This window comes from Streptomyces venetus (genome assembly GCF_039540295.1).
Taxonomy (GTDB): domain Bacteria; phylum Actinomycetota; class Actinomycetes; order Streptomycetales; family Streptomycetaceae; genus Streptomyces; species Streptomyces venetus.
The window spans coordinates 60,981-80,873 of record NZ_BAABET010000009.1; the positions used below are offsets into that span (position 1 = coordinate 60,981).

The 19,893-nt window shown below is 71.8% G+C and carries 18 protein-coding genes and 1 riboswitch; of the genes, 6 read left to right on the forward strand and 12 right to left on the reverse strand.

Features of this window, described 5'->3' with window-relative positions; all coding sequences use genetic code 11:
• The first annotated feature begins 159 nt into the window (after positions 1-159).
• Both ABEA82_RS27650 and ABEA82_RS27655 read left to right on the forward strand, forming a co-directional pair.
• Entirely contained in the window at positions 160-816 is a 657-nt protein-coding gene (locus tag ABEA82_RS27650) for a uridine kinase family protein (RefSeq protein ID WP_345664401.1), read from the forward strand.
• Positions 817-1,248: 432 nt separating this feature from the next.
• Complete coding sequence (locus ABEA82_RS27655; protein ID WP_345664402.1) at positions 1,249-3,111, forward strand: AAA family ATPase; 1,863 nt, start codon at positions 1,249-1,251, stop codon at positions 3,109-3,111.
• 146 nt (positions 3,112-3,257) lie between these two features.
• Here the strand turns inward: ABEA82_RS27655 and ABEA82_RS27660 are convergent, their stop codons facing one another.
• From ABEA82_RS27660 to ABEA82_RS27700, 9 genes are all read right to left on the reverse strand, one after another.
• A complete protein-coding gene (locus ABEA82_RS27660; RefSeq protein ID WP_345664403.1) occupies positions 3,258-4,334 on the reverse strand; it encodes a hemolysin family protein in 1,077 nt (358 codons plus the stop codon).
• A complete protein-coding gene (locus ABEA82_RS27665) occupies positions 4,331-5,662 on the reverse strand; it encodes a hemolysin family protein (protein ID WP_345664404.1) in 1,332 nt (443 codons plus the stop codon). The genes ABEA82_RS27660 and ABEA82_RS27665 overlap by 4 nt, the downstream gene beginning before the upstream one ends.
• A 247-nt stretch (positions 5,663-5,909) precedes the next feature.
• Complete coding sequence (locus tag ABEA82_RS27670) at positions 5,910-6,365, reverse strand: PH domain-containing protein (RefSeq protein WP_345664405.1); 456 nt, start codon at positions 6,363-6,365, stop codon at positions 5,910-5,912.
• Between the two features lie 14 nt (positions 6,366-6,379).
• Entirely contained in the window at positions 6,380-7,228 is an 849-nt protein-coding gene (gene hisG, locus ABEA82_RS27675) for an ATP phosphoribosyltransferase (protein ID WP_345664406.1), read from the reverse strand.
• Positions 7,229-7,275: 47 nt separating this feature from the next.
• Positions 7,276-7,548, reverse strand: coding sequence for a phosphoribosyl-ATP diphosphatase (locus ABEA82_RS27680; protein WP_003988914.1), 273 nt, complete (start codon positions 7,546-7,548; stop codon positions 7,276-7,278).
• A gap of 34 nt (positions 7,549-7,582) precedes the next feature.
• Positions 7,583-8,068: a 6,7-dimethyl-8-ribityllumazine synthase gene (ribH, locus tag ABEA82_RS27685; protein ID WP_345664407.1), complete on the reverse strand. Its 486-nt coding sequence runs from the start codon at positions 8,066-8,068 to the stop codon at positions 7,583-7,585.
• Between the two features lie 20 nt (positions 8,069-8,088).
• Positions 8,089-9,378: a bifunctional 3,4-dihydroxy-2-butanone-4-phosphate synthase/GTP cyclohydrolase II gene (locus ABEA82_RS27690; protein ID WP_345664408.1), complete on the reverse strand. Its 1,290-nt coding sequence runs from the start codon at positions 9,376-9,378 to the stop codon at positions 8,089-8,091.
• Positions 9,375-10,019 carry a nicotinamide mononucleotide transporter family protein gene (locus ABEA82_RS27695; RefSeq protein ID WP_345664409.1) on the reverse strand — a complete coding sequence of 215 codons (645 nt, stop codon included), beginning with the start codon at positions 10,017-10,019 and terminating at the stop codon, positions 9,375-9,377. Before ABEA82_RS27695 ends, ABEA82_RS27690 begins: the two co-directional genes overlap by 4 nt.
• Entirely contained in the window at positions 10,016-10,624 is a 609-nt protein-coding gene (locus tag ABEA82_RS27700; protein ID WP_345664410.1) for a riboflavin synthase, read from the reverse strand. Before ABEA82_RS27700 ends, ABEA82_RS27695 begins: the two co-directional genes overlap by 4 nt.
• A gap of 142 nt (positions 10,625-10,766) precedes the next feature.
• Positions 10,767-10,897: riboswitch (FMN riboswitch) on the reverse strand.
• 410 nt (positions 10,898-11,307) lie between these two features.
• Between ABEA82_RS27700 and ABEA82_RS27705 the strand changes: the two genes are divergently transcribed.
• Entirely contained in the window at positions 11,308-12,087 is a 780-nt protein-coding gene (locus ABEA82_RS27705) for an SDR family oxidoreductase (protein WP_345664411.1), read from the forward strand.
• 16 nt (positions 12,088-12,103) lie between these two features.
• Here the strand turns inward: ABEA82_RS27705 and ABEA82_RS27710 are convergent, their stop codons facing one another.
• Positions 12,104-13,351 carry an ROK family transcriptional regulator gene (locus ABEA82_RS27710; protein WP_345664412.1) on the reverse strand — a complete coding sequence of 416 codons (1,248 nt, stop codon included), beginning with the start codon at positions 13,349-13,351 and terminating at the stop codon, positions 12,104-12,106.
• Between the two features lie 136 nt (positions 13,352-13,487).
• On the opposite strand from ABEA82_RS27710, the gene ABEA82_RS27715 reads away from it, so the two are divergent.
• Both ABEA82_RS27715 and ABEA82_RS27720 read left to right on the forward strand, forming a co-directional pair.
• Complete coding sequence (locus tag ABEA82_RS27715; RefSeq protein ID WP_345664413.1) at positions 13,488-14,693, forward strand: MFS transporter; 1,206 nt, start codon at positions 13,488-13,490, stop codon at positions 14,691-14,693.
• A 102-nt stretch (positions 14,694-14,795) separates the two neighbouring features.
• Complete coding sequence (locus ABEA82_RS27720; protein WP_345664414.1) at positions 14,796-16,175, forward strand: uracil-xanthine permease family protein; 1,380 nt, start codon at positions 14,796-14,798, stop codon at positions 16,173-16,175.
• Here ABEA82_RS27720 and ABEA82_RS27725 read toward each other — a convergent pair.
• Positions 16,154-17,290 (reverse strand): glycoside hydrolase family 6 protein, encoded by a 1,137-nt coding sequence (locus ABEA82_RS27725; RefSeq protein WP_345664658.1) that lies wholly within the window; start codon positions 17,288-17,290, stop codon positions 16,154-16,156. The genes ABEA82_RS27720 and ABEA82_RS27725 overlap by 22 nt on opposite strands.
• 175 nt (positions 17,291-17,465) lie before the next feature.
• Here ABEA82_RS27725 and ABEA82_RS27730 point away from each other — a divergent pair, with 175 nt between their 5' ends.
• Positions 17,466-18,179, forward strand: a complete 714-nt coding sequence (locus ABEA82_RS27730) for a DUF5995 family protein (RefSeq protein WP_345664415.1) — start codon at positions 17,466-17,468, stop codon at positions 18,177-18,179.
• Between the two features lie 10 nt (positions 18,180-18,189).
• Here the strand turns inward: ABEA82_RS27730 and ABEA82_RS27735 are convergent, their stop codons facing one another.
• A complete protein-coding gene (locus ABEA82_RS27735; protein WP_345664416.1) occupies positions 18,190-19,887 on the reverse strand; it encodes a flavin monoamine oxidase family protein in 1,698 nt (565 codons plus the stop codon).
• Positions 19,888-19,893 lie beyond the last annotated feature (6 nt).

A 19,893-nucleotide genomic window follows, 5' to 3' on the forward strand; every position in this document is an offset into this window, starting at 1 on the left:
AGGCAGGTCCGCTGCACGGCCGGTCGCACACGTGTATGCGCCACATAGGAGCACAGCCCGCCGGGTCCCGCCAGCACTTCGACGCGCGCCACGCCCAACCAATATTGGCGTCGACCACTGGCACGGGCCGAGGGCGCCGTCGTTAGAGTGCTGGGCGAGATGACTCCACCCTTCCGCCACGCCCCGGGACCGGCCGTCCGCGACCTGGCCTCCCGGATCCGCCGGCTCCCGCCCTCCTGCGGCCCGGTCCGTCTCGTCGGCGTCGACGGCCACGCCGGCTCCGGAAAGACCACGTTCGCCGGGCAGTTGGCGACAGCGCTGGGGGGCGCTCCGGTGCTGCGCCTCGACGACATCGCGAGCCACGACGAACTGTTCGACTGGACGGAACGCCTGTTCGATCAGGTGATCGAACCGCTGGTCCACGGCCGGACCGCGCACTACGCCGCCTACGACTGGCGCGCCCGGCGCTTCGGCCCCCGGCGGCCCCTGCCGCCCGCTCCGGTGATCCTCGTCGAGGGCGTCGGCGCGGGACGCCGGGCACTGCGGCCCCACCTGGCCCTGCTGCTGTGGATGGAGCTGCCGCGCGAGGAGGCCTGGGCGCGGGGGCGAGCACGCGACGGGGAGGAGCAGCGGGAGTTCTGGAACGGCTGGGTCCCGGCGGAACGGCGTCATTTCGCCCACGACCCCTCGCGGCCCTTCGCCGATCTCCTGGTACGGCAGCGAGAGAAGGGGTTCGAGGTGCTTCCGGGACCTGCGAAGGCCAATGGACCGGACCATCCCCTCACACACGGTGACGGACCGCCCGCAGTGTGCTGAACTTGTGAATGCGCTTGCGGGGCAACTTGCCGGAGTGCTTCAACTCGGCTTGACCGCCGGGCCGTACAGGACTTACGTTCTGAATGTGCGGCCATTCGAGCCGCCCACAGACGCGAAGCCCCCGGTTGTTCCCCCGTGATCGGGGGCTTCGTTCTGTCTTCCGCCGGTTTTCCGGGCGCCGGGCGATGCGCAGCGCTCACCCTCGGTCACCGTGCGCGGCTCCGCCGCATCCGCTCCCACCTCGCCGAACGGCCCGTGCGGCACCCTACGGGGCCGCCGCCCCCGCAGGTACGATGCCCTCGTTGCGACCAACGGACGGTTGCTTCGTGCACCTTGCAACTCCGGTCCGTGGCACAGCGGTTCGAGCAGGGCAGCCGACTGGGGGGACGGCTCGTTGGGACACCGACGGGGGCACGGTTTGTGGGGGACGTGATGGACTTCGGCACGCAGGGCCCTCAGGCCCCGGCCGACCTCGCCTGGCTGCGAGGCGTGGATGCCTACACCATGGGCGCCTATCCGCAGGCGGAGGAGGAGTTCCGCGCGGCCGTACGGATGGACCCCGGCATGGCCGACGGCTGGCTCGGGCTGCACGCGCTGCGCGTCGACACGACGACGGCCCTGCTCAGGATGTTCCGGCACCGTGACCGCTTCGGCGAACAGCGCACCCGGTACCGCCGCACCCTCAACTCCTGGTACTGGCTGGGCTGGTGGGTGCAGCCGGTGCTGGAGAGCCCGCGCGACCTGCTGCTCGCGCACGCCTCCCACTGGCTGGACGGCCGCCACGTCCCCGAACTGGACCGGGCGCTCGCCGGTCTGCCGCCGGTGGACACCGACGCCCATGTCCGCTTCCTGCACGCCTGCCGGGCCTATCTGGTCAAGGACTGGGAGCAGCTGGTCCGGCACACCGACCCGCTCGTGGACGACCCGATGCTCGGTATCGAGGCGGGTCTGTTCGGCGGCATGGCGCGGGTCCGCCTGGAGATGTACGGACAGGCCGAACCGCTGCTGTCCGCCGCACTGATGCGCTGTCGCAGCGAGCAGCCGCAGCGCAAGGAGCTGCGCTACTGGCTGGCCCGGGCGCACGAGGGCACCGGCCGCAGCGCCGCCGCACTCCCCCTGTACCGGGCCGTGCACCGCGTCGACCCCGCCTTCATGGACACCTCGGCCCGGCTCGCCGCGATAGCCGAGGGCGACGGCTACGACGACACCACCGACCTCGCGGCGATCACGCTCACCGGCGCCGGCCAGGACGCCGTGGACGGCCCGGACGGATTCGACCCGCTCTTCGGCACCGAGGGCCGCGACCTGAGAATGCCCGACCCCGAGCCGCCGGTCTCCGCTCCCCTGCCTCCGCTCACCGACCCGGCGGTACGCGAGAAGGCCGGCCCGGCGCCGTCCCTGCCCGCCGGGCCCACCGACCCCGCGTTACTCGAGGAGGCGCTCGCCGAGCTCGAGCGCATGGTCGGTCTGGAGCCGGTGAAGCGGCAGGTCAAGGCGCTGTCGGCGCAGCTGAACATGGCCCGGCTGCGCGCCGGGCAGGGGCTCCCGGTCCAGCCGCCGAAACGCCACTTCGTCTTCTCCGGCCCCTCCGGCACCGGCAAGACCACCGTCGCCCGGATCCTCGGCCGCGTGTTCTACGCCCTCGGGCTGCTCGGCGGCGACCATCTCGTGGAGGCGCAGCGGGCCGACCTGGTCGGCGAGTACCTGGGCCAGACGGCTGTGAAGGCCAACGAACTCATCGACTCCGCCCTCGGCGGCGTGCTCTTCGTCGACGAGGCGTACTCGCTGTCCAACTCGGGCTACGGCAAGGGGGACGCGTACGGCGACGAGGCGCTCCAGGTGCTGCTGAAACGGGCCGAGGACAACCGCGACCACCTCGTGGTAATCCTGGCCGGCTACCCGGAGGGCATGGACCGTCTCCTCGCCGCCAACCCCGGGCTGTCCTCCCGCTTCACCACCCGCGTCGACTTTCCCTCCTACCGTCCTCTGGAGCTGACCGAGATCGGCAAGGTGCTCGCGGCGGAGAACGGCGACGTGTGGGACGAGGAGTCCCTCGACGAGCTGCGGTCGATCGCCGGGCACGTGGTGGACCAGGGGTGGATCGACGAGCTGGGCAACGGCAGGTTCCTGCGGACGCTGTACGAGAAGAGCTGTGCGTACCGGGATCTGCGGTTGTCCGTGTACCCCGGGGTGCTGGGGAGGGAGGATCTGGCGACGTTGCGGTTGCCGGATCTGATGCAGGCGTACGGGGAGGTGCTGTCCGGGCGGGGGCCGCAGGATCCGTCGGCCATGTGAGGTCATCGGCCGCGGGCCGGTCGGGGCTGGTCGCGCAGTTCCCCGCGCCCCTGAGTGGGTACCGTGAAGGCCGGTCGAGCCGCACCCACCTGTCTGGGGGCGCGGGGAACTGCGCGACCAGCCCCCACGCACCCGCAGCCACGGTGCTAGGTCGCCAGCACCTCTTCACCGGACCTCGGCTCGGTCAGCCGGACCTCACGCACCTCCCGGTGCGCGGGATCCCGCACCTCCCCCACCAGCAGCTCCAGCACGTCCTCCAGCGCGACGAGCCCCAGCACCTTCCCGGACCCGTCGGCGACCTGGGCCAGATGCGTGGCGGCCCGCCGCATCACCGTCAGCGCGTCGTCCAACGGCAGCTCGGACCTCAGCGTCGTCATGGGCCGCCACAGCTGCTGGGGCACCGCCCGGTCGGAGTGCTCCAGGTCGAGGACGTCCTTCACATGCAGGTAGCCCATGAACGCGCCGTTCTCCGCGGCGACCGGGAAGCGGGAGTACCCGGTGCGGGCGGTGAGCTCGACGATGCGCCCGGGGGTGACCGACGGGCTGACCGTCACCAGTGACTCGCGCTTGAGCAGGACGTCCGTCACCGGGCGGGAGCCCAGCTCCAGGGCGTCCTCCAGGCGTTCGGCCTCCTCGGGGTCGAGCAGGCCCGCCTGGCCCGCGTCCTCCACCAGCCGGTTGAGCTGCTCGCTGGTGAAGACGGCCTCGACCTCGTCCTTGGGCTCGACGTGGAACAGCCGCAGGATGCCCTGGGAGACGGCGCCGAGCGCGGCGGTGATCGGCTTGCAGAAGCGGGCGAACCAGACCAGGCCGGGGCTGAGCCACAGCGCGGCCTTCTCGGGGGCCGCCATGGCCAGGTTCTTCGGGACCATCTCGCCGATGACGAGGTGGAAGAAGACCACCGCGGCGAGGGCGATGACGTAGGTGAGGGGGTGGATCATGCCGTGCGGCAGGTGGATCGACTCGAAGACCGGCTCCAGCAGGTGGGCGACGGTCGGTTCGGCGACCGCGCCGAGGGTGAGGGAGCAGATCGTGATGCCGAACTGGGCCGCCGCCATCATCTGCGGCAGCCGCTCCAGGCCGTAGAGAACCTGCCGGGCCCGGGCGGTGCCGAGCGGCTCGACCTGGCTGCGGCGTACGGAGACGAGCGCGAACTCGGCTCCGACGAAGAAGCCGTTGGCGAGGACCAGGAGTGCGGCGAAGGTCAGTTGGAGCACGCTCATCGGGCGGCCTCCATCACGGCGACCGGGGCCGTGCGGACGAGTCGGACCCGCTCCGCGCGGTAGTGGCCGACCTGGCGCACCGACAGCCGCCAGCCGGGCAGTTCCGCCTTGTCGCCGACGGCCGGGATACGGCCCAGCAGGTCGGCGATCAGCCCCGCGACGGTCTCGTACGGGCCCTCGGGCGCCTCCAGGCCTATCCGCTGGAGGATGTCGACCCGGCAGCTGCCGTCGACGTCCCAGGCGGGCCTGCCGTCCTCGGGCGGGGCGGAGGCCAGCTCGGGCAGGTCGTGCCCGTCGTGTTCGTCGCGGACCTCGCCGACGATCTCCTCGACGATGTCCTCCAGGGTGACGACACCGGCCGTGCCGCCGTACTCGTCGACGACGACCGCGATGGGCTGCTCGCTGCGCAGGCGGGCGAGGAGCGGCCGGACCGGCAGGGTCTCGGGGACGAGCAGCGCCGGGCGGGCGATACGGCCCACGGGGGTACGCAGCCGCTCCTGCACCGGGACGGCCAGGGCGTCCTTGAGATGGACCATGCCGACGACCTCGTCGATCTTCTCCCGGTAGACCGGGAAGCGGGACAGTCCGGTGGCGCGGGTCAGGTTGACCACGTCCTCGGCGGTGGCGGAGGACTGCAGCGCGCTGACCTTCACACGCGGCGTCATCACGTGCTGTGCGGTCAGCTCGCCCAGCGAGAGGGTCCGCACGAAGAGGTCGGCCGTGTCCTGTTCCAGGGCGCCGGCCCGGGCCGAGTGACGGGCCAGGGAGACGAGTTCGCCGGGGGTGCGCGCGGAGGCCAGTTCCTCGGCGGGCTCGATGCCCAGGGCGCGCACCAGCCGGTTCGCGACGGCGTTGAGGCCGGCGATGACCGGGCGGAACAGCCGGGCGAAGACGTGCTGCGGGCCCGCGACGAAGCGCGCGACCTGAAGGGGCCTGGACACCGCCCAGTTCTTGGGCAGGAGCTCGCCGATCACCATCTGCACGGCGGAGGCCACGAGCATGCCGACGACGACCGTGACACCGGAGACGGCTCCCTCGGGGATGCCGATCGCGGTGAACGGACCGTGCAGCAGCTCGGCCAGCGCCGGTTCGGCGAGCATGCCGACGACGAGGGAGGTGATGGTGATGCCGAGCTGGGTGCCGGAGAGCTGGAAGGACAGCTCCTTGAGGGACTCGACGACGCGGTGGGCGCGCCGGTCGCCGTCGGCGGCGGCCTTCTCGGCCTCCGCCCGCTCGACCGTCACGAGTCCGAACTCGGCCGCGACGAAGAACCCGTTGGCCAGGATCAGCAGGAACGCGGCTGCCAGGAGCAGCAGGGGGGTGGTCATGATGCCGCCGCCTCCGCACGGTCGCGTACCTCGGGAACGAGGTCCGCGCTATGTCGGCAGGGGGCGGCGCAGGTACTACAGGACGATCCGTCCATCGCCGGAGAGGGTCACTCCTCGGTTAGCAGGAGCCCCTGGCGCACCGGGCGGGGCGGCAGGGGCGGAGGCGCATCCGTTCGCGCCTCCGGAAACAGATTAATCAAGACATGGCCCGATGCGGCAGGGTGACCACCCTGAGGATCTTTCCGAGTCAGCCCTGAGGCCGCTCGGGGTCCGCCACGGAACGGGCCTCGGCGAGCGCTCGCAGGGCGCGGGCGTCGGCGATCGCGCGCTGCTTGGCGAGGCCCGGCTGGATGCCGAGAGCAGGCAGGCTGGTGCCGTCGCTGAGGTTGAGGAACACCCAGGGGTCGCCGGGCCGTAGGGTCACCTGAAGGATCTCGGCCCAGTCCAGCCGGCGCCTGTTCGTGAGATTCACGACAGTGACGCCGTCCTCGTCGGCGACGACCTTGGGCCGTGCCAGCAGGAGCAGCACCGCGTCCAGCAGGAGGGCCGTGACGACGAAGCTGAGGCGCTCGGCGGGACTGAGCTGTTTCAGCAGCATCGCGACGGCCGTGATCACCACGAAGATGGCGACGGCGGCGGTGAGCAGCACCGCGCGGGTGCTGCCCGGCCGGAAAGTGACGGGCAGGCTGGGCAGATCGGACATCGGTGCCACGCCCCTCAGAGACGGCAGGCGTGGATGGCCGTGGTCAGGATGGCCCGGGCGCCGATGTCGTACAGGTCGTCCATGATCCGCTGCGCCTCCTTGGCCGGGACCATCGCGCGGACGGCGACCCAGCCCTCGTTGTGCAGCGGGGAGACGGTCGGCGACTCCAGACCGGGGGTGAGGGCGACGGCCTTCTCCAGCTGCTCCACGCGGCAGTCGTAGTCCATCATCACGTACGTCCGGGCGACCAGGACGCCCTGGAGGCGGCGCAGGAACTGCTGCACCTTCGGGTCGTCGGCGTCCGCGCCGGTGCGGCGGATCACCACGGCCTCGGACTTCATGATCGGCTCGCCGGCGACCTCCAGGCCCGCGTTGCGCAGCGAGGTGCCGGTCTCGACGACGTCGGCGATGACCTGGGCGACGCCGAGCTGGATGGCGGTCTCGACGGCGCCGTCGAGGTGGACGACGGAGGCGTCGATGCCGTGGTCGGCGAGGTGCGCCGCGACGATGCCCTCGTAGGAGGTGGCGACCGTCTTGCCCGCCAGGTCCGCCAGACCGCTGATGGTGCCGGGCTTGGCGGCGTAGCGGAAGGTGGAGCGGGCGAAGCCGAGGGCGAGGATCTCTTCGGCTTCGGCACCGGAGTCGATGAGCAGGTCCCGGCCGGTGAGGCCGATGTCGAGCTGGCCGGAGGCGACGTAGATCGCGATGTCGCGGGGGCGCAGGTAGAAGAACTCGACCTCGTTGGTCGGGTCGACGATCCGCAGTTCCTTGGACTCGCGGCGCTGCTGGTAGCCGGCCTCATGCAGCATCTCCGCCGCAGGGCCGGACAGGGAACCCTTGTTGGGGACGGCGATGCGCAGCATGAGGTCGGCTTCCTTTGCGTGGTGTCGTGCGGGAACGGGGGTGCGGCTCAGAGGTGGGCGTAGACGTCGTCGAGGGAGATGCCGCGGGCGACCATCATCACCTGGACGTGGTACAGCAGCTGCGAGATCTCCTCGGCGGCGGCTTCCTTGCCCTCGTACTCGGCGGCCATCCACACCTCGGCGGCCTCCTCGACGACCTTCTTGCCGATGGCGTGGACGCCCTTCTCGACCAGTTCTGCGGTGCGGGAAGTGGCGGGATCACCCTGGGCGGCCTTGTGCTGGAGCTCGGTGAAGAGCTCCTCGAACGTCTTCTTGGACATGGTGACGCTCAGCCTATGCCACGGGTGGCTTTCGTCAGCGCCAGGGTTCGGATACTGAGCGGAGGGTGGCCGCGGTCGCCACCGCGGCCGTCACCGCCTCGTGCCCCTTGTCCTCGTTGGAGCCCTCGATGCCGGCGCGGTCCAGGGCCTGCTCCTCGGTGTCGCAGGTCAGCACCCCGAAGCCGACCGGGACGCCGGTCTCGACCGACACCTGGGTCAGGCCCTGGGTCACGCCCTGGCACACGTAGTCGAAGTGGGGGGTTCCACCGCGGATGACGACGCCGAGGGCGACGATCGCGTCGTAGCCGCGGCCCGCGAGGACCTTGGCGACGACCGGGAGCTCCCAGCTGCCGGGGACCCTGAGGAGGGTCGGCTCGTCGATGCCCAGGTCGTGCAGGGCGCGCAGGGCGCCGTCGACCAGACCGTCCATCACCTTCTCGTGCCACTGCGCCGCGATGACGGCGACCCTGAGGTCACCCACATTGCGTACGGACAGTTCCGGTGCACCCTTGCCGCTCACGTCTCTCCCTCTGTGCTCTCTTACTGGTTGCCGCAGGCCGGCACGGTGGTCGTGTCCAGCCAGGGCAGGTCGTGGCCCATCCGGTCCCGCTTGGTGCGCAGGTAGCGGAGGTTGTGCTCGCCGGCGCTCACGGGCATCGGCACGCGGGCCTTGACCGCGATGCCGTGGCGGACGAGCGCGTCGGTCTTGTCGGGGTTGTTGGTCAGCAGCCGGACGCCGCGCACACCGAGGTCGGCGAGGATCTGCGCGCCGGCCGCGTAGTCGCGGGCGTCGGCGGGCAGGCCGAGTTCGAGGTTGGCGTCGAGGGTGTCGCGGCCGCGCTCCTGGAGTTCGTAGGCGCGCAGCTTGGACATCAGGCCGATGCCGCGGCCCTCGTGCCCGCGCAGGTAGACCACCACTCCGCGGCCTTCGGCCTGGATGCGGGCCAGGGAGGCGTCCAGCTGGGGCCCGCAGTCGCAGCGGGCGGAGCCGAAGACGTCGCCGGTGAGGCATTCGGAGTGGACGCGGACGAGGACGTCGTCGCCGTCGCCGACCTCGCCGTGCACCAGGGCGACGTGCTCGACGCCGTCGACGGTGGAGCGGTAGCCGTAGGCGGTGAAGGTGCCGTGGGCGGTGGGCAGTTGGGTCCTCGCCTCGCGGCGGACGGTGGGTTCGCTGCCGCGCCGGTAGGCGATCAGGTCCTCGATGGAGATGATCGTCAGGCCGTGCTTGCGGGCGAACGGGATCAGCTCGGGCAGGCGCAGCATCGTGCCGTCCTCGCCGGCGATCTCGACGATCGCGCCGGCCGGGCGCAGGCCCGCGAGACGGGCGAGGTCGACGGCGGCCTCGGTGTGGCCGTTGCGGGTCAGCACGCCGCCGGACCGGGCGCGCAGCGGGAAGATGTGGCCGGGGCGCACGAAGTCGTCGGGCTGGGCGGTGCCGTCGGCGAGCAGCTGGAGCGTGGTGGCGCGGTCGGAGGCGGAGATGCCGGTGCTCACGCCGTGGGCGGCGGAGGCGTCGACGGAGACCGTGAACGCGGTCTTCATCGACTCGGTGTTGTCCTCGACCATCTGCGGGAGCTTCAGCCGGTCCAGTTCCTCGCCCTCCATGGGGGCGCAGATCAGGCCGCGGCACTCGCTCATCATGAAGGCGACGATCTCCGGGGTCGCCTTCTCGGCGGCGATGACGAGGTCGCCCTCGTTCTCCCGGTCCTCGTCGTCGACGACCACGACGGGGCGGCCGGCCGCGATGTCGGCGATGGCCTGCTCGACGGAGTCGAGCGTGAAGTCCTCGACCTCTTCTGTGCTGTACAGGACGGTTGCGGCGCTCATGCCGGCGCTCCTTCCAGGGTGGGCTGGGCTGCCGCGCGGGAGCGCAGCCACCAGTCGCGCAGGCCCCACAGGACGAGCGCGCCGTAGATGACGTAGACGAAGCCGGAGAAGGCGAAGCCGTTGGCGAAGTTCAGCGGGACGCCGACGAGGTCGACCAGGAGCCAGGCGAACCAGAACTCGACCATGCCGCGGGCCTGGGCGTACATCGCGACGACGGTGCCGACGAAGATGTAGGCGTCCGGCCAGGGGTCCCAGGACAGGGTCGGGAAGGCGGTGAACAGCCCGCCGACCGCGAGCGTGCCGAGCGCGGCCGCTCCGGCCAGCACCCCGCGCTCGCGCCAGGTGGCGAACCGTACGGCGATGGTGCCGTCCTGGGCCTGCCGCCGGCCGCGGTTCCACTGCCAGAAGCCGTAGCCGGCGACGAGCATGACGACGATCTGCTTGCCGGCGCTGCCGGAGAGGTGGGCGGTGGCGAAGGCCGCGAAGAGGATGAGGCCGGAGAGGAACTGGGTGGGCCAGGTCCATATGGAGCGCCGCCAGCCGAAGGCGAGGCCGATCAGGCCGATCACGTTGCCGATCATGTCCGACCACTTGATGTGCTGGCCGAAGAGCGTGAACGCCTCGGAGTTGAGCCAGTTCACTTGGCCGCCTCCTGCGCTCGGTCGCCCATCATCCGCTCGACGTACTTGGCGATGACGTCCACCTCGAGGTTGACCGGGTCGCCGGGCTGCTTGTGGCCGAGCGTGGTCAGGGCGAGCGTGGTGGGGATGAGGCTCACGGTGAAGTGGTCCGGGCCGGCGTCGACGACGGTGAGGCTGATGCCGTCGACGGTGATGGAGCCCTTCTCGACCACGTAGCGGGTGAGGTCCGCGGGGAGGGAGATCTTCACGATCTCCCAGTGGTCGGACGGCTTGCGTTCCAGGATCTCGCCGGTGCCGTCCACATGGCCCTGCACGATGTGCCCGCCGAGGCGTTCGCCGACGGCCATGGGGCGCTCGAGGTTGACGCGGGAGCCGGCCTTCAGGGCGCCGAGGCTGGAGCGGTTCAGGGTCTCGGCCATCACGTCGGCGGTGAATTCGTCGCCCTCGTGGTCGACGACCGTGAGGCAGACGCCGTTGACGGCGATGGAGTCACCATGCTTGGCGCCCTGGGTGACGACTGGGCCGCGCAGGCGGAAGCGACAGGCGTCGTCGAGGGTCTCGACGGCGGTGACCTCGCCCAGCTCTTCGACGATTCCGGTGAACACTTCCCGGGTCCTCCTGCCTCTTCGGGCACGGACTCCGGGGCTGTCGATGTCGACAGAAGTACGAGCAGGGACACTGGGGACGACGCCGGATGTGGTTCGCCCGAGGGCGAACTCTTCGGCGGCGCGCATGTACGCCCGCTCGCCGCGCACTGCCTCCCATCCGGACTTTAACCGTCGGTCCAGGAATTTCACCTGGTCAACCGGCCGCTGGAGGCGACCGGGTCGCGGACTGTAACCGCCGGTTCGGACTTTCACCGACCCCGGAGTGCGCTGCTGTTGATACATGGCCAGTGTGCCATGCCTGATCCACGACCAAAATGTGGGGTGCCTCACAGAACGTGTCGCCGCCCTTCCCGAGCGCGACGGCGGCCCAACTGGGGTGCGGGTGTCCGCCCTTGACCGACTCGGGATCGGTACGTACCTATTGACGGTGTGGTCTAGTCCTTTCTAGGGTCGCCGCACACCGCGACCCGCTACTCGCACCCCGCAGACCGGCCCGGCGGCGGTGACGACGGCCCTTGCCCGCCGCCGGGTCTTCCCACGCCGCACGGACGGTGTTCCGGTCCCCCTTCGCCGATCACCGGCGTGCGGGCCGTGGTCACCCCGGAGAAGCTGGAGTGCGTGACGCGGCAGCGACGAGAGGCGCTCCACCCGGGGCGCCGGGCTGCGAAGGGACGGAACGGATGAGCACGATCCTGGTGACCGGCGGCACCGGAACACTCGGCCGGGTCGTCGTCGAGCGGCTGCGCGCGGACGGGCACGAGGTGCGGGTGCTGAGCCGGCACACCCAGCCGTACGCCGTCGACCTGCGGGAGGGCGGTCCCGCGCTGGACGCGGCCGTCTCCGGTGTGGACACGATCGTGCACTGCGCGTCGTCGCCGAAAGGGGGCGACGAGCAGGCGGCGGCGCACCTGATCAGGGCGGCGCGCGCCGCCGGGGTGGCGCACCTCGTCCACATCTCCATCGTGGGCGTCGATCGGGTGCCCTTCCGCTACTACCGGAGCAAACTCGCGGTGGAGCGGCTGATCGAGGAGTCGGGGATCGGCTGGACCGTGCTGCGGGCGACGCAGTTCCACGACCTGCTGGTCATGCTGCTCCAAGGGCTGTCGAAGCTGCCGGTGCTGTTCCTGCCGGCGCACGTCCGGGACCAGCCCGTCGAGGTGGACGAGGTCGCGGAGCGGCTGGCCGGGCTGGCCGCGAGCGCCCCGGCGGGTCGGGTCGAGGACATGGGCGGGCCGGAGGTGCGGACGTTCGAGTCCCTGGCCCGGGCGTACCTGAAGGCGACGGGCCGCCGCCGGGCGGTGGTGAGCGTCCCGCTGTGGGGCGCGGCGTACCGGGGCTTTCGCGAGGGTGGCCACCTGGCGCCGCGGCAGGCCGTCGGAACGGGGACGTTCGAGGAGTACCTGGCACGGCGCTACGGGGGCGGCCAGGCGCGGAAGGGGAGCGAGCGGTCCACGCCGTGAGAGCCCCGGGCAGGGCCTACCCGGACTGAACGGGCCGTTGCCCGGGGGTGAAGAGCTCCTCCTGGGCGCGGTCGCGGGCCGTGAGGAGGGCGCCGCGCAGGACGGCGCCGCCGCCGAGGGTGGTCGTCCGCACCTCCGTGGGCAGCGGCGTCATCCGGGCGACGCGGTCCTGTACGCGGGCGGCGAGTTCGTCGCCACCGGCTCGGCCGACCTCGCCGCCGAGCACCACGCACCCGGGGTCCAGGATCGCGACGACCGAGGCGACACCCACGACGAGACGGTCGGCGAGGGCATCGAGGAAACGAGCGGCGGACCCGGAATCCACGGAACGGGCCGCACCGTCTGCCACCAGCCCGACCGCCGACCGCACCGCACCGGTGGCCGCCCGAACCACCCCCACCACCGACGGTTCCTCCCCCGCCACCACCGGAACACCGCACTGCGCGGCCAGTTCCAGCACCGCGGCCGACGAGGCCAGCGAATGGAACCCACCCTCGCAGTCCGTCGAGGACGGCAGCCCCGTGGTGCCCGGCACGGGCAGGAAGCCGATCTCGCCGGTGCCACCCGAGGCCCCGCGGCGCAACGCGCCGTCGAGGACCACCGCCGCGCCCGTGCCGTGCCCCAGCCACAGCAGGACGAACGTGTCGCGGTCCCGGGCCACGCCGTCGCGCTGCTCGGCCAGCGCCGCGAGGTTGGTCTCGTTCTCGACGCTCACCCGCGCCTCGGGCAGCCGCTCCTGGAGGGCGGCGACGAGACGGCGGTGCCACTCGGGCAGCCCGGAGGAGTCGCGCAGTTCGCCGCTGGCCGGGTCGATCAGCCCGGGCGCCCCGATGCCGACCGTGTGCAGCCGGTCCGCACCGGCCTCCTTCACCACGCGCTCGACCAGCGCGACCGCCTGCTCCACCGCGGGACCGGTGCCCGTGTCCGTGCCGATCGGCACCGACTCCTCGGCCAGCACCCGGCCCACCAGATCGGCGACGGTCACGGCGACGCTCTCGGTGCGTACGTCGAGCGCGGCAAGGTGCGCCCGGTCGGCGACGATGCCGTACACCTTGGCGTTGGGCCCGCGCCGCTGCTCCCCCGCCTCGCCGACCACCGCGATCAGACCGGCGGCGGTGAGGCGTTCGACGAGGTCGGCGACGGTCGGCCGGGACAGACCGGTCCGCTGCTTCAACTGCCCCGCCGTCAGCGGGCCGTCCTGCTGCAGCAGCCGCAGGGCGAGCCGGTCGTTGATGGCCCGGGCGGTGCTCGGGGATGCGGGCATGCCGGGATCCTTCCAGACGGGCGAGTCCGTCGGCCGTGGTCCGCTGGAGACCCTCTTACTTATTATCAGGCAGGGTTCCTGATAGTTTACGCCCGCACCTGGTGAGCGCGACGGAGAGCCGGAGGGGGATCGCAGAATGGGCAATGTGGCCGACGAACTGCGCGAGGTGAAGCGGTCCCGGTACGCCGTGGCCGCCGTCTTCGCCGTGCACGGCGCTGTGACCGGCTCGTTCGCCACCCGCGTGCCGTGGATCCAGGACCACGCGGGCGTCAGCGCGGGGCAGTTGGGGATCGCGCTGGCCTTCCCGGCGCTGGGCGCGTCCGTGGCGATGCCGCTCGCGGGCAGTGTCACCCACCGTTTCGGGGCCCGTAACGCGCTGCGCGGACTGATCGCCCTGTGGACGATGTCCCTGGTCCTGCCGTCCCTCGCCCCGAACCTGCTCACGCTCTGCCTGGCCCTCTTCACGTACGGCGCGACCGCGGGTATGGCCGACGTGGCGATGAACGCCCTGGGTGTGGAGGTCGAGAACCGCCTCGACCGGTCGATCATGTCCGGACTGCACGGCATGTGGAGCGCGGGCGCCCTGGTCGGCTCGGCGGCCGGCACCCTCGCCGCGCACCTCGGGTCGGACGCCCGGCTGCACCACGTGCTGGCCGCCGCGGTCCTCACCCTCGTCGGTGTCCTGTCGTGCCGGTGGGTGCTCGACCTCCAGCCCGCCGAGGACGAGGAGCCGCCGCCGAGGTTCGCGCTGCCGCCCCGGTCGGCGCTGCTCATCGGCGCGATCGGGTTCTGCGCGGTGTTCGCCGAGGGCGCGAGCCTGGACTGGTCCGCGGTCTACCTGCGCGAGCAACTGGAGACCTCGGCGGGTCTCGCGGCGGCGTGCACGACGGGCTTCACCCTCACCATGGCCGTCGCCCGGATCGCCGGCGACCGGGTCGTGGACCGCTTCGGTGCCGTGCGGACCGTGCGCGCGAGCGGGGTGCTCGCCGTCCTCGGCGGGCTGATGATCGTCGCCGCCCGGCAGCCGGCGGTGGCGATGGCCGGGTTCGCGCTGATGGGACTGGGCATCGCCGTCGTCGTACCGCTGTGCTTCGCGGCGGCGGGGCGCAGCGGCTCCAATCCGAGCCTCGCCATCGCGGGTGTCGCGACCATCACCTACACCTCGGGTCTGATCGCGCCGAGCGCGATCGGCATGCTGGCACAGGCGACCAGTCTGATGGTGTCGTTCTGCCTGGTGACGCTGCTGTCCTGCGGTCTGATGGCGTTCGCGGGCGTGCTGCGTCCCGGCGACCGGGTGGCGATCAGCAGGCCGGACGCGGCGGTCGCCGACCCGCGGTCCTGAGCGGACCCGCCGCCGTCCCCGTCGGCCCCGGTCACCACCGCCCCCGACGCTCCCCGACAATGGTCCGGACACTCGCACGCACGACGAAAGCGAAACCGCACCATGGATCTCGGCGTCCGCTGGAAACTGCACGGCGACGGACGCACCCCGGCGCCCGGCGCGGTGGTCCGCCCCGACGAGCGGCTCTCGTGGCCCCGCACGGCCGGGCTCGGTGCCCAGCACGTGGTGGCCATGTTCGGGGCGTCCTTCGTGGCTCCGGTCCTGATGGGCCTCGACCCCAACCTCGCGATCATGATGTCGGGCGTCGCGACCGTCGTGTTCCTGCTGGCCACGCGCGGCCGCGTCCCGAGCTACCTGGGCTGCTCGCTGTCCTTCGTCGGCGTGGCGGCGGTCATCCGCGCGCAGGGCGGCAGCAGCGCCACCGTCACCGGCGCGGTCTTCGTCGTGGGTGGAGCGCTGTTCCTGGTGGGGCTCGCCGTGCGGCGGTTCGGGGCGCGGATCATCCACGCCACGATGCCGCCGATCGTGACCGGCGCGGTGGTGATGCTGATCGGCTTCAACCTGGCGCCCGTGACGGCCTCGACCTACTGGCCGCAGGACCAGTGGACGGCGCTGCTGGTGATGCTGTTCACCGGCCTCGCCGTGGTGTGCCTGCGCGGTTTCTGGTCCCGGATCGCGATCTTCCTGGGCCTGGTCTTCGGGTACGGCATCTCGTGGATCTTCGACCTGGCCTTCGGCAAGATCCACTCGGTGGACGCGAGCGGCAAGCTCACCGACCACTGGCGGCTCGACCTCTCCGGCGTGGGCAAGGCCGACTGGATCGGACTGCCGACGCTGCACGCCCCGTCGTTCGAGTGGTCGGCGATCCTGGTCGCCCTGCCGGTCGTCATCGCGCTGGTCGCGGAGAACGCCGGGCACGTGAAGGCGGTCGGCGAGATGACCGGCGACCGGCTGGACGACAAGCTCGGCACGGCCATCGCGGCCGACGGCGTCGGTTCGATGCTGTCCACCGCGGTCGGCGGCCCGCCCAACACCACGTACTCCGAGAACATCGGCGTGATGGCGGCGACCCGTGTCTACTCGACGGCCGCCTACTGGGCCGCCGCCGGTTTCGCGCTCCTCTTCGGCGTCTGCCCGAAGTTCGGCGCGGTCGTCGCGGCCATCCCGGGCGGTGTCCTCGGCGGCATCACCGTCATCCTGTACGGCATGATCGGGCTGCTCGGCGCCCAGATCTGGATCAACGCCAAGGTGGATCTGCGCAATCCGCTGAACCTGGTCCCGGCGGCCGCGGGCATCATCGTCGGCGTCGGCAACGTCTCCATGGAGATCACGGACACCTTCTCGCTGAGCGGCATCGCCCTCGGCACCCTGGTCGTCATCACCGGCTACCACGCCCTGCGGGCCTTCGCCCCGGCCCACCTCAAGACGCAGCACCCGCTGCTGGACGAGGGCACCTCCTCCTACGACGACGCCAAGTCGTAGGCGTACGACGCCGTGAACGTCCCCGGCCTGCCCTTGCAGCCGTCCGACTCCCCCGGCAGCTTGACCCAGAGGTAGGCGTCGACACGGGCCTCGCCGGTGCTGAGGGTGGGGGCGCGGCCGAGCTTGCGGCCGGCCGGGTCGCACCACTCCCCGTCGGCCGGGGCGCCGTTGCCGTTGCGGCTGGTGTCGATGACGGCGCCGAGGCTCGCCGGGCCGCCGAGCGCGTCGAGGACCCGCCGGTCGTAGGCGACCTCGGCGGCCGTGGTGTGGAAGTTGGAGACGTTGCTGAAGATCCCGTCGGAGGACTCGGGCGAGGCGGCCCCGGCCTGCCGCAGCCACGCGGCCTGCTTCCCGGGCGCGTTCCAGCCCGAGTGCCCCGCGTCGTAGTACACCCGTGCCCGGGGGTTGGCGGCCTTCAGCACGCGTCCGGCCCGGGCCAGCGAGGCGAAGCGGTCCGCGCGCCGGCCGGCGGACAGGCACTCGGTCTGGGCGACGGAGTCGGGCTCCAGGACGACGATGACCTCGCCCGTGCCCAGTCCCGCGGCGAACCGGTCGATCCAGGCGTCGTACGCGTCCAGGTCGGGTGCGCCACCCTGGGAGTGGCCGCCGCAGTCCCGGCCGGGTATCGCGTAGGGCACGAGCACGGGCACGCGGCCCTGCGCGGCCCCTCCGGAGGTCACGGCGGCGACGCGGGCGGTGACGGTGTCCGGCGCGTAGTCGGCGAACCAGACGGCGGCCGGCTGCTCCGCGATGCGGGACGCGATGACCGCGCGGCGGGGGTCGCCCGAGTTGGCCCGGACCCAGTCGAGCACCTGGGAGTCGGGGTGGCGGTAGAGCCGGCCCGTCACGGCGGTGCGCTCCTCGTCCCGCTCGTCCCGCGCCGCTGTCGTCGGGGACGGTGCGGGGCTCGTGCTCCGCTTCGGAGGAGGGCTGGGAGCAGCGGACTTCACGGCGGTCGGCGCGGACGCCGACGGCACGGCGGGCAGTGGCGCCAGGCGGGGCGAGGCGGACACCTCGGCGCGTGCGGCCTCGTCGGAGGCCCGCCCGTCGTCGACGGCGGCGAGGGCCCCCGCGACCACGCCGGCCACGACCACGACCGAGGCCGCCACGACCATCGCGCCGCGCCGGACGGTGCGTCTGCGCTCGGCCCTGCGGGCGGCCAGGCGCTGGGCACGTGAGCCTGACACGGTGCCGCTCCCCCTCCCCCTGCGGCGGGCGGTGTTCCCCCGTTCTGGGGAAGCGCCGGGCCCGCCGGTACTCCCGCCAGCCTAGAGCTGGGACTCTGCCCGCATGCCGCGATGCGAACAAGTCCCCCCAGCAGTGGACACTCCGGTCGACGGAGTCATCTCCCGTATGCGCGCCCTCGATGCGGCCCTGCACCCCCGGGACGGGGTGGCCGTCTTCAACCGCGTCTACCTCGCCGTGACGGAGGCGGTGGACGGCTACGTCGACACCGGACGGTTCGCGGACCCGCACGCCGCGATCACGCTGGACGTTCGGTTCGCGCGCCGGTACCTGGACGCCGTCGAGGCGGTGGCGGACGAGCGGCTCCCGCCCGCCTGCTGGAGGCCGCTGTTCCAGTTCCGCCGCCATCCCGGTGTACGGCCGTTGCAGTTCGCGCTGGCGGGCATCAACGCGCACATCGGGCACGATCTGGCGCTGGCCGTGGTGGACACCTGCCGTACGCTCGGCTGCGCACCCGCCGAGCTGGAGGACGAGTTCGACACGGTGGGCGATCTCCTCGTCTCGCTGGAGGAGCGCATCCGCGAAGATCTGATGCCGGGCCCCGATCTCCTCCAGATCGCCGACCCGCTGACCCACCTGCTCGGCTCATGGAGCCTGGACCGCGCCCGCGACGCCACCTGGACGGCGGCCCGGGCGCTCTGGGCGCTGCGCGACTTCCCCGACGTCGCCGAGGAGTTCACCGCCCGCCTGGACACGGCGGTGGGATTCGCGGGGCGCATGCTGCTCACGCCCCTGGCCGAACCCGGGTCGCGGCCTTAGGGGATGTCCGCTAGTCCTCCGGGAGTTCGACCGGCGCGATCTCGTCGTAGACGTCGCCGGGGCCGGGGTTGGTCGGGTCGGTCGTGCCGCCGAAGTGGTGCATGACGCCCCAGACCGCGTTGAGGGCGGTCTGGACGGCGCCCTCGGCCCAGCCGGCCGTCCAGGAGATGTCGTCGCCGGCGAGGAAGATGCCGCGCTTGTCCTCGGGCAGCCGGTCCTGCATGAAGTGCGTGAACAGGCGCCGCTGGTAGCGGTAGTGGCCGGGGAGGTTGGCCTTGAACGCGCCCATGAAGTAGGGCTCGTTCTCCCAGGAGACCGTCACCGGGCTGCCGATGATGTGCTTCCGGATGTCGACCTTGGGATAGATCTCGCCGAGCGACTTCAGCATGACCTCCATCCGCTCGTTCGCGGACAGCGGCAGCCACTTCAGGCTGTCGTCGCACCAGGTGTAGGAGAGGCAGATGACGGCGGGCTTGTCCGGGCCGTCGTCGAGCAGGTAGGTACCGCGCGTCATACGGTCGGTGAGCGTCATCGACATGACGTCCCGGCCCGTCTCCTCGTCCTTGTCGAGCCAGAACGGCCGGTCCACCGGGACGAAGAGCTTGGAGGACTCCATGTAGTGGGTGCGCTCGATCGCCGTCCAGTGGTCGATCGGGAAGAGCGAGTCGTCGCAGGCGATCTTCGACAGCAGCATCCAGGACTGGGCGGTGAAGATCGCCGCCTGGTAGGTGCGGATGTCACCGTGGGCGTCGGTCACGGTGATGCGGTTGCCGGCCGTGCGGTGCAGGCGGGTGACGGCCGGGCGGGGTTCGCCGCCCTCGTGCAGGCTCGCGAGCGAGGTGCCCTGTGCCCAGTGGACGATCTTCGCCGGCTCGCGCTCCCACAGGCGCAGCGGCAGCTGCTGGGAGCCGCCGACGATGCCGCGGTGGTGGTCGTCGGCCTCGGTGTAGACGACGCGCAGGATCTCCAGGATGGAGTTGGGGAAGTCGGTGTCCCAGCCGCCCGTGCCGAAGCCGACCTGGCCGAAGATCTCCCGGTGCCGGAACGACTTGAACGCCTCGGAGTCGCACAGGAAGCCGTAGAAGGTCTGGTTGTCGAGCTTCTCGACGAGCCGGGACCAGATCTCGCGGATGCGCGGCACGTCCCGCTCGCGCAGGGCCCGGTTCATGTCGGAGAAGTCGGCGCCCTCCTCCAGGCACCGGTTCCAGGCCTCGGCGACGTCCCGGTAGACCTGCGGCAGGTCGTCGATCGTCTCGGCGTAGTGCGACTCGCCCTTGAGGTCGACGACGGTCGACGGGGTCGCCTCCGCCAGGGGGTTGGGGAAGGACCGCGTCTGCAGACCGACCAGGTCGATGTAGTGCTGGAGGGCGGTGGACGACGGCGGGAAGCGCATCGCGCCCATCTCGGCCGTGAGGGACTCGTCGCACCCTTCGAAGCCCACCGTCCGCAGCCGGCCGCCGATTCGGTCGGCCTCGTACACGACCGGTTTGAGGCCCATCTTCATCAGCTCGTACGCGGCGACGATGCCGGACAGGCCGCCGCCGATGACAGCGACCTCCGTGCCGTGCTCCGTCGCGGGTATCTGCCCGAGACCCGCCGGGTGGGCGAGGAAGTCGTCGTACGCGTACGGGAAGTCCGGGCCGAACATGGTGATCGGCGGCTGCTGCGCGTCTGCGTGCTCGACGGCGTTGGGCACGGTTGACGTCATGGGGTG

Bases quoted from the DNA above. Each gene is read 5' to 3' on its own strand.
- ABEA82_RS27650 (WP_345664401.1), top strand. From the start codon at position 160: ATGACTCCACCCTTCCGCCACGCCCCGGGACCGGCCGTCCGCGACCTG.
- ABEA82_RS27655 (WP_345664402.1), top strand. From the start codon at position 1,249: ATGGACTTCGGCACGCAGGGCCCTCAGGCCCCGGCCGACCTCGCCTGG.
- ABEA82_RS27730 (WP_345664415.1), top strand. From the start codon at position 17,466: ATGCCGCGATGCGAACAAGTCCCCCCAGCAGTGGACACTCCGGTCGAC.
- ABEA82_RS27720 (WP_345664414.1), top strand. From the start codon at position 14,796: ATGGATCTCGGCGTCCGCTGGAAACTGCACGGCGACGGACGCACCCCG.
- ABEA82_RS27710 (WP_345664412.1), bottom strand. From the start codon at position 13,351: ATGCCCGCATCCCCGAGCACCGCCCGGGCCATCAACGACCGGCTCGCC.
- hisG (WP_345664406.1), bottom strand. From the start codon at position 7,228: ATGCTGCGCATCGCCGTCCCCAACAAGGGTTCCCTGTCCGGCCCTGCG.
- ABEA82_RS27690 (WP_345664408.1), bottom strand. From the start codon at position 9,378: ATGAGCGCCGCAACCGTCCTGTACAGCACAGAAGAGGTCGAGGACTTC.
- ABEA82_RS27735 (WP_345664416.1), bottom strand. From the start codon at position 19,887: ATGACGTCAACCGTGCCCAACGCCGTCGAGCACGCAGACGCGCAGCAG.
- ABEA82_RS27680 (WP_003988914.1), bottom strand. From the start codon at position 7,548: ATGTCCAAGAAGACGTTCGAGGAGCTCTTCACCGAGCTCCAGCACAAG.
- ABEA82_RS27665 (WP_345664404.1), bottom strand. From the start codon at position 5,662: ATGACCACCCCCCTGCTGCTCCTGGCAGCCGCGTTCCTGCTGATCCTG.
- ABEA82_RS27660 (WP_345664403.1), bottom strand. From the start codon at position 4,334: ATGAGCGTGCTCCAACTGACCTTCGCCGCACTCCTGGTCCTCGCCAAC.
- ABEA82_RS27670 (WP_345664405.1), bottom strand. From the start codon at position 6,365: ATGTCCGATCTGCCCAGCCTGCCCGTCACTTTCCGGCCGGGCAGCACC.
- ABEA82_RS27715 (WP_345664413.1), top strand. From the start codon at position 13,488: ATGGGCAATGTGGCCGACGAACTGCGCGAGGTGAAGCGGTCCCGGTAC.
- ABEA82_RS27725 (WP_345664658.1), bottom strand. From the start codon at position 17,290: ATGGTCGTGGCGGCCTCGGTCGTGGTCGTGGCCGGCGTGGTCGCGGGG.
- ABEA82_RS27705 (WP_345664411.1), top strand. From the start codon at position 11,308: ATGAGCACGATCCTGGTGACCGGCGGCACCGGAACACTCGGCCGGGTC.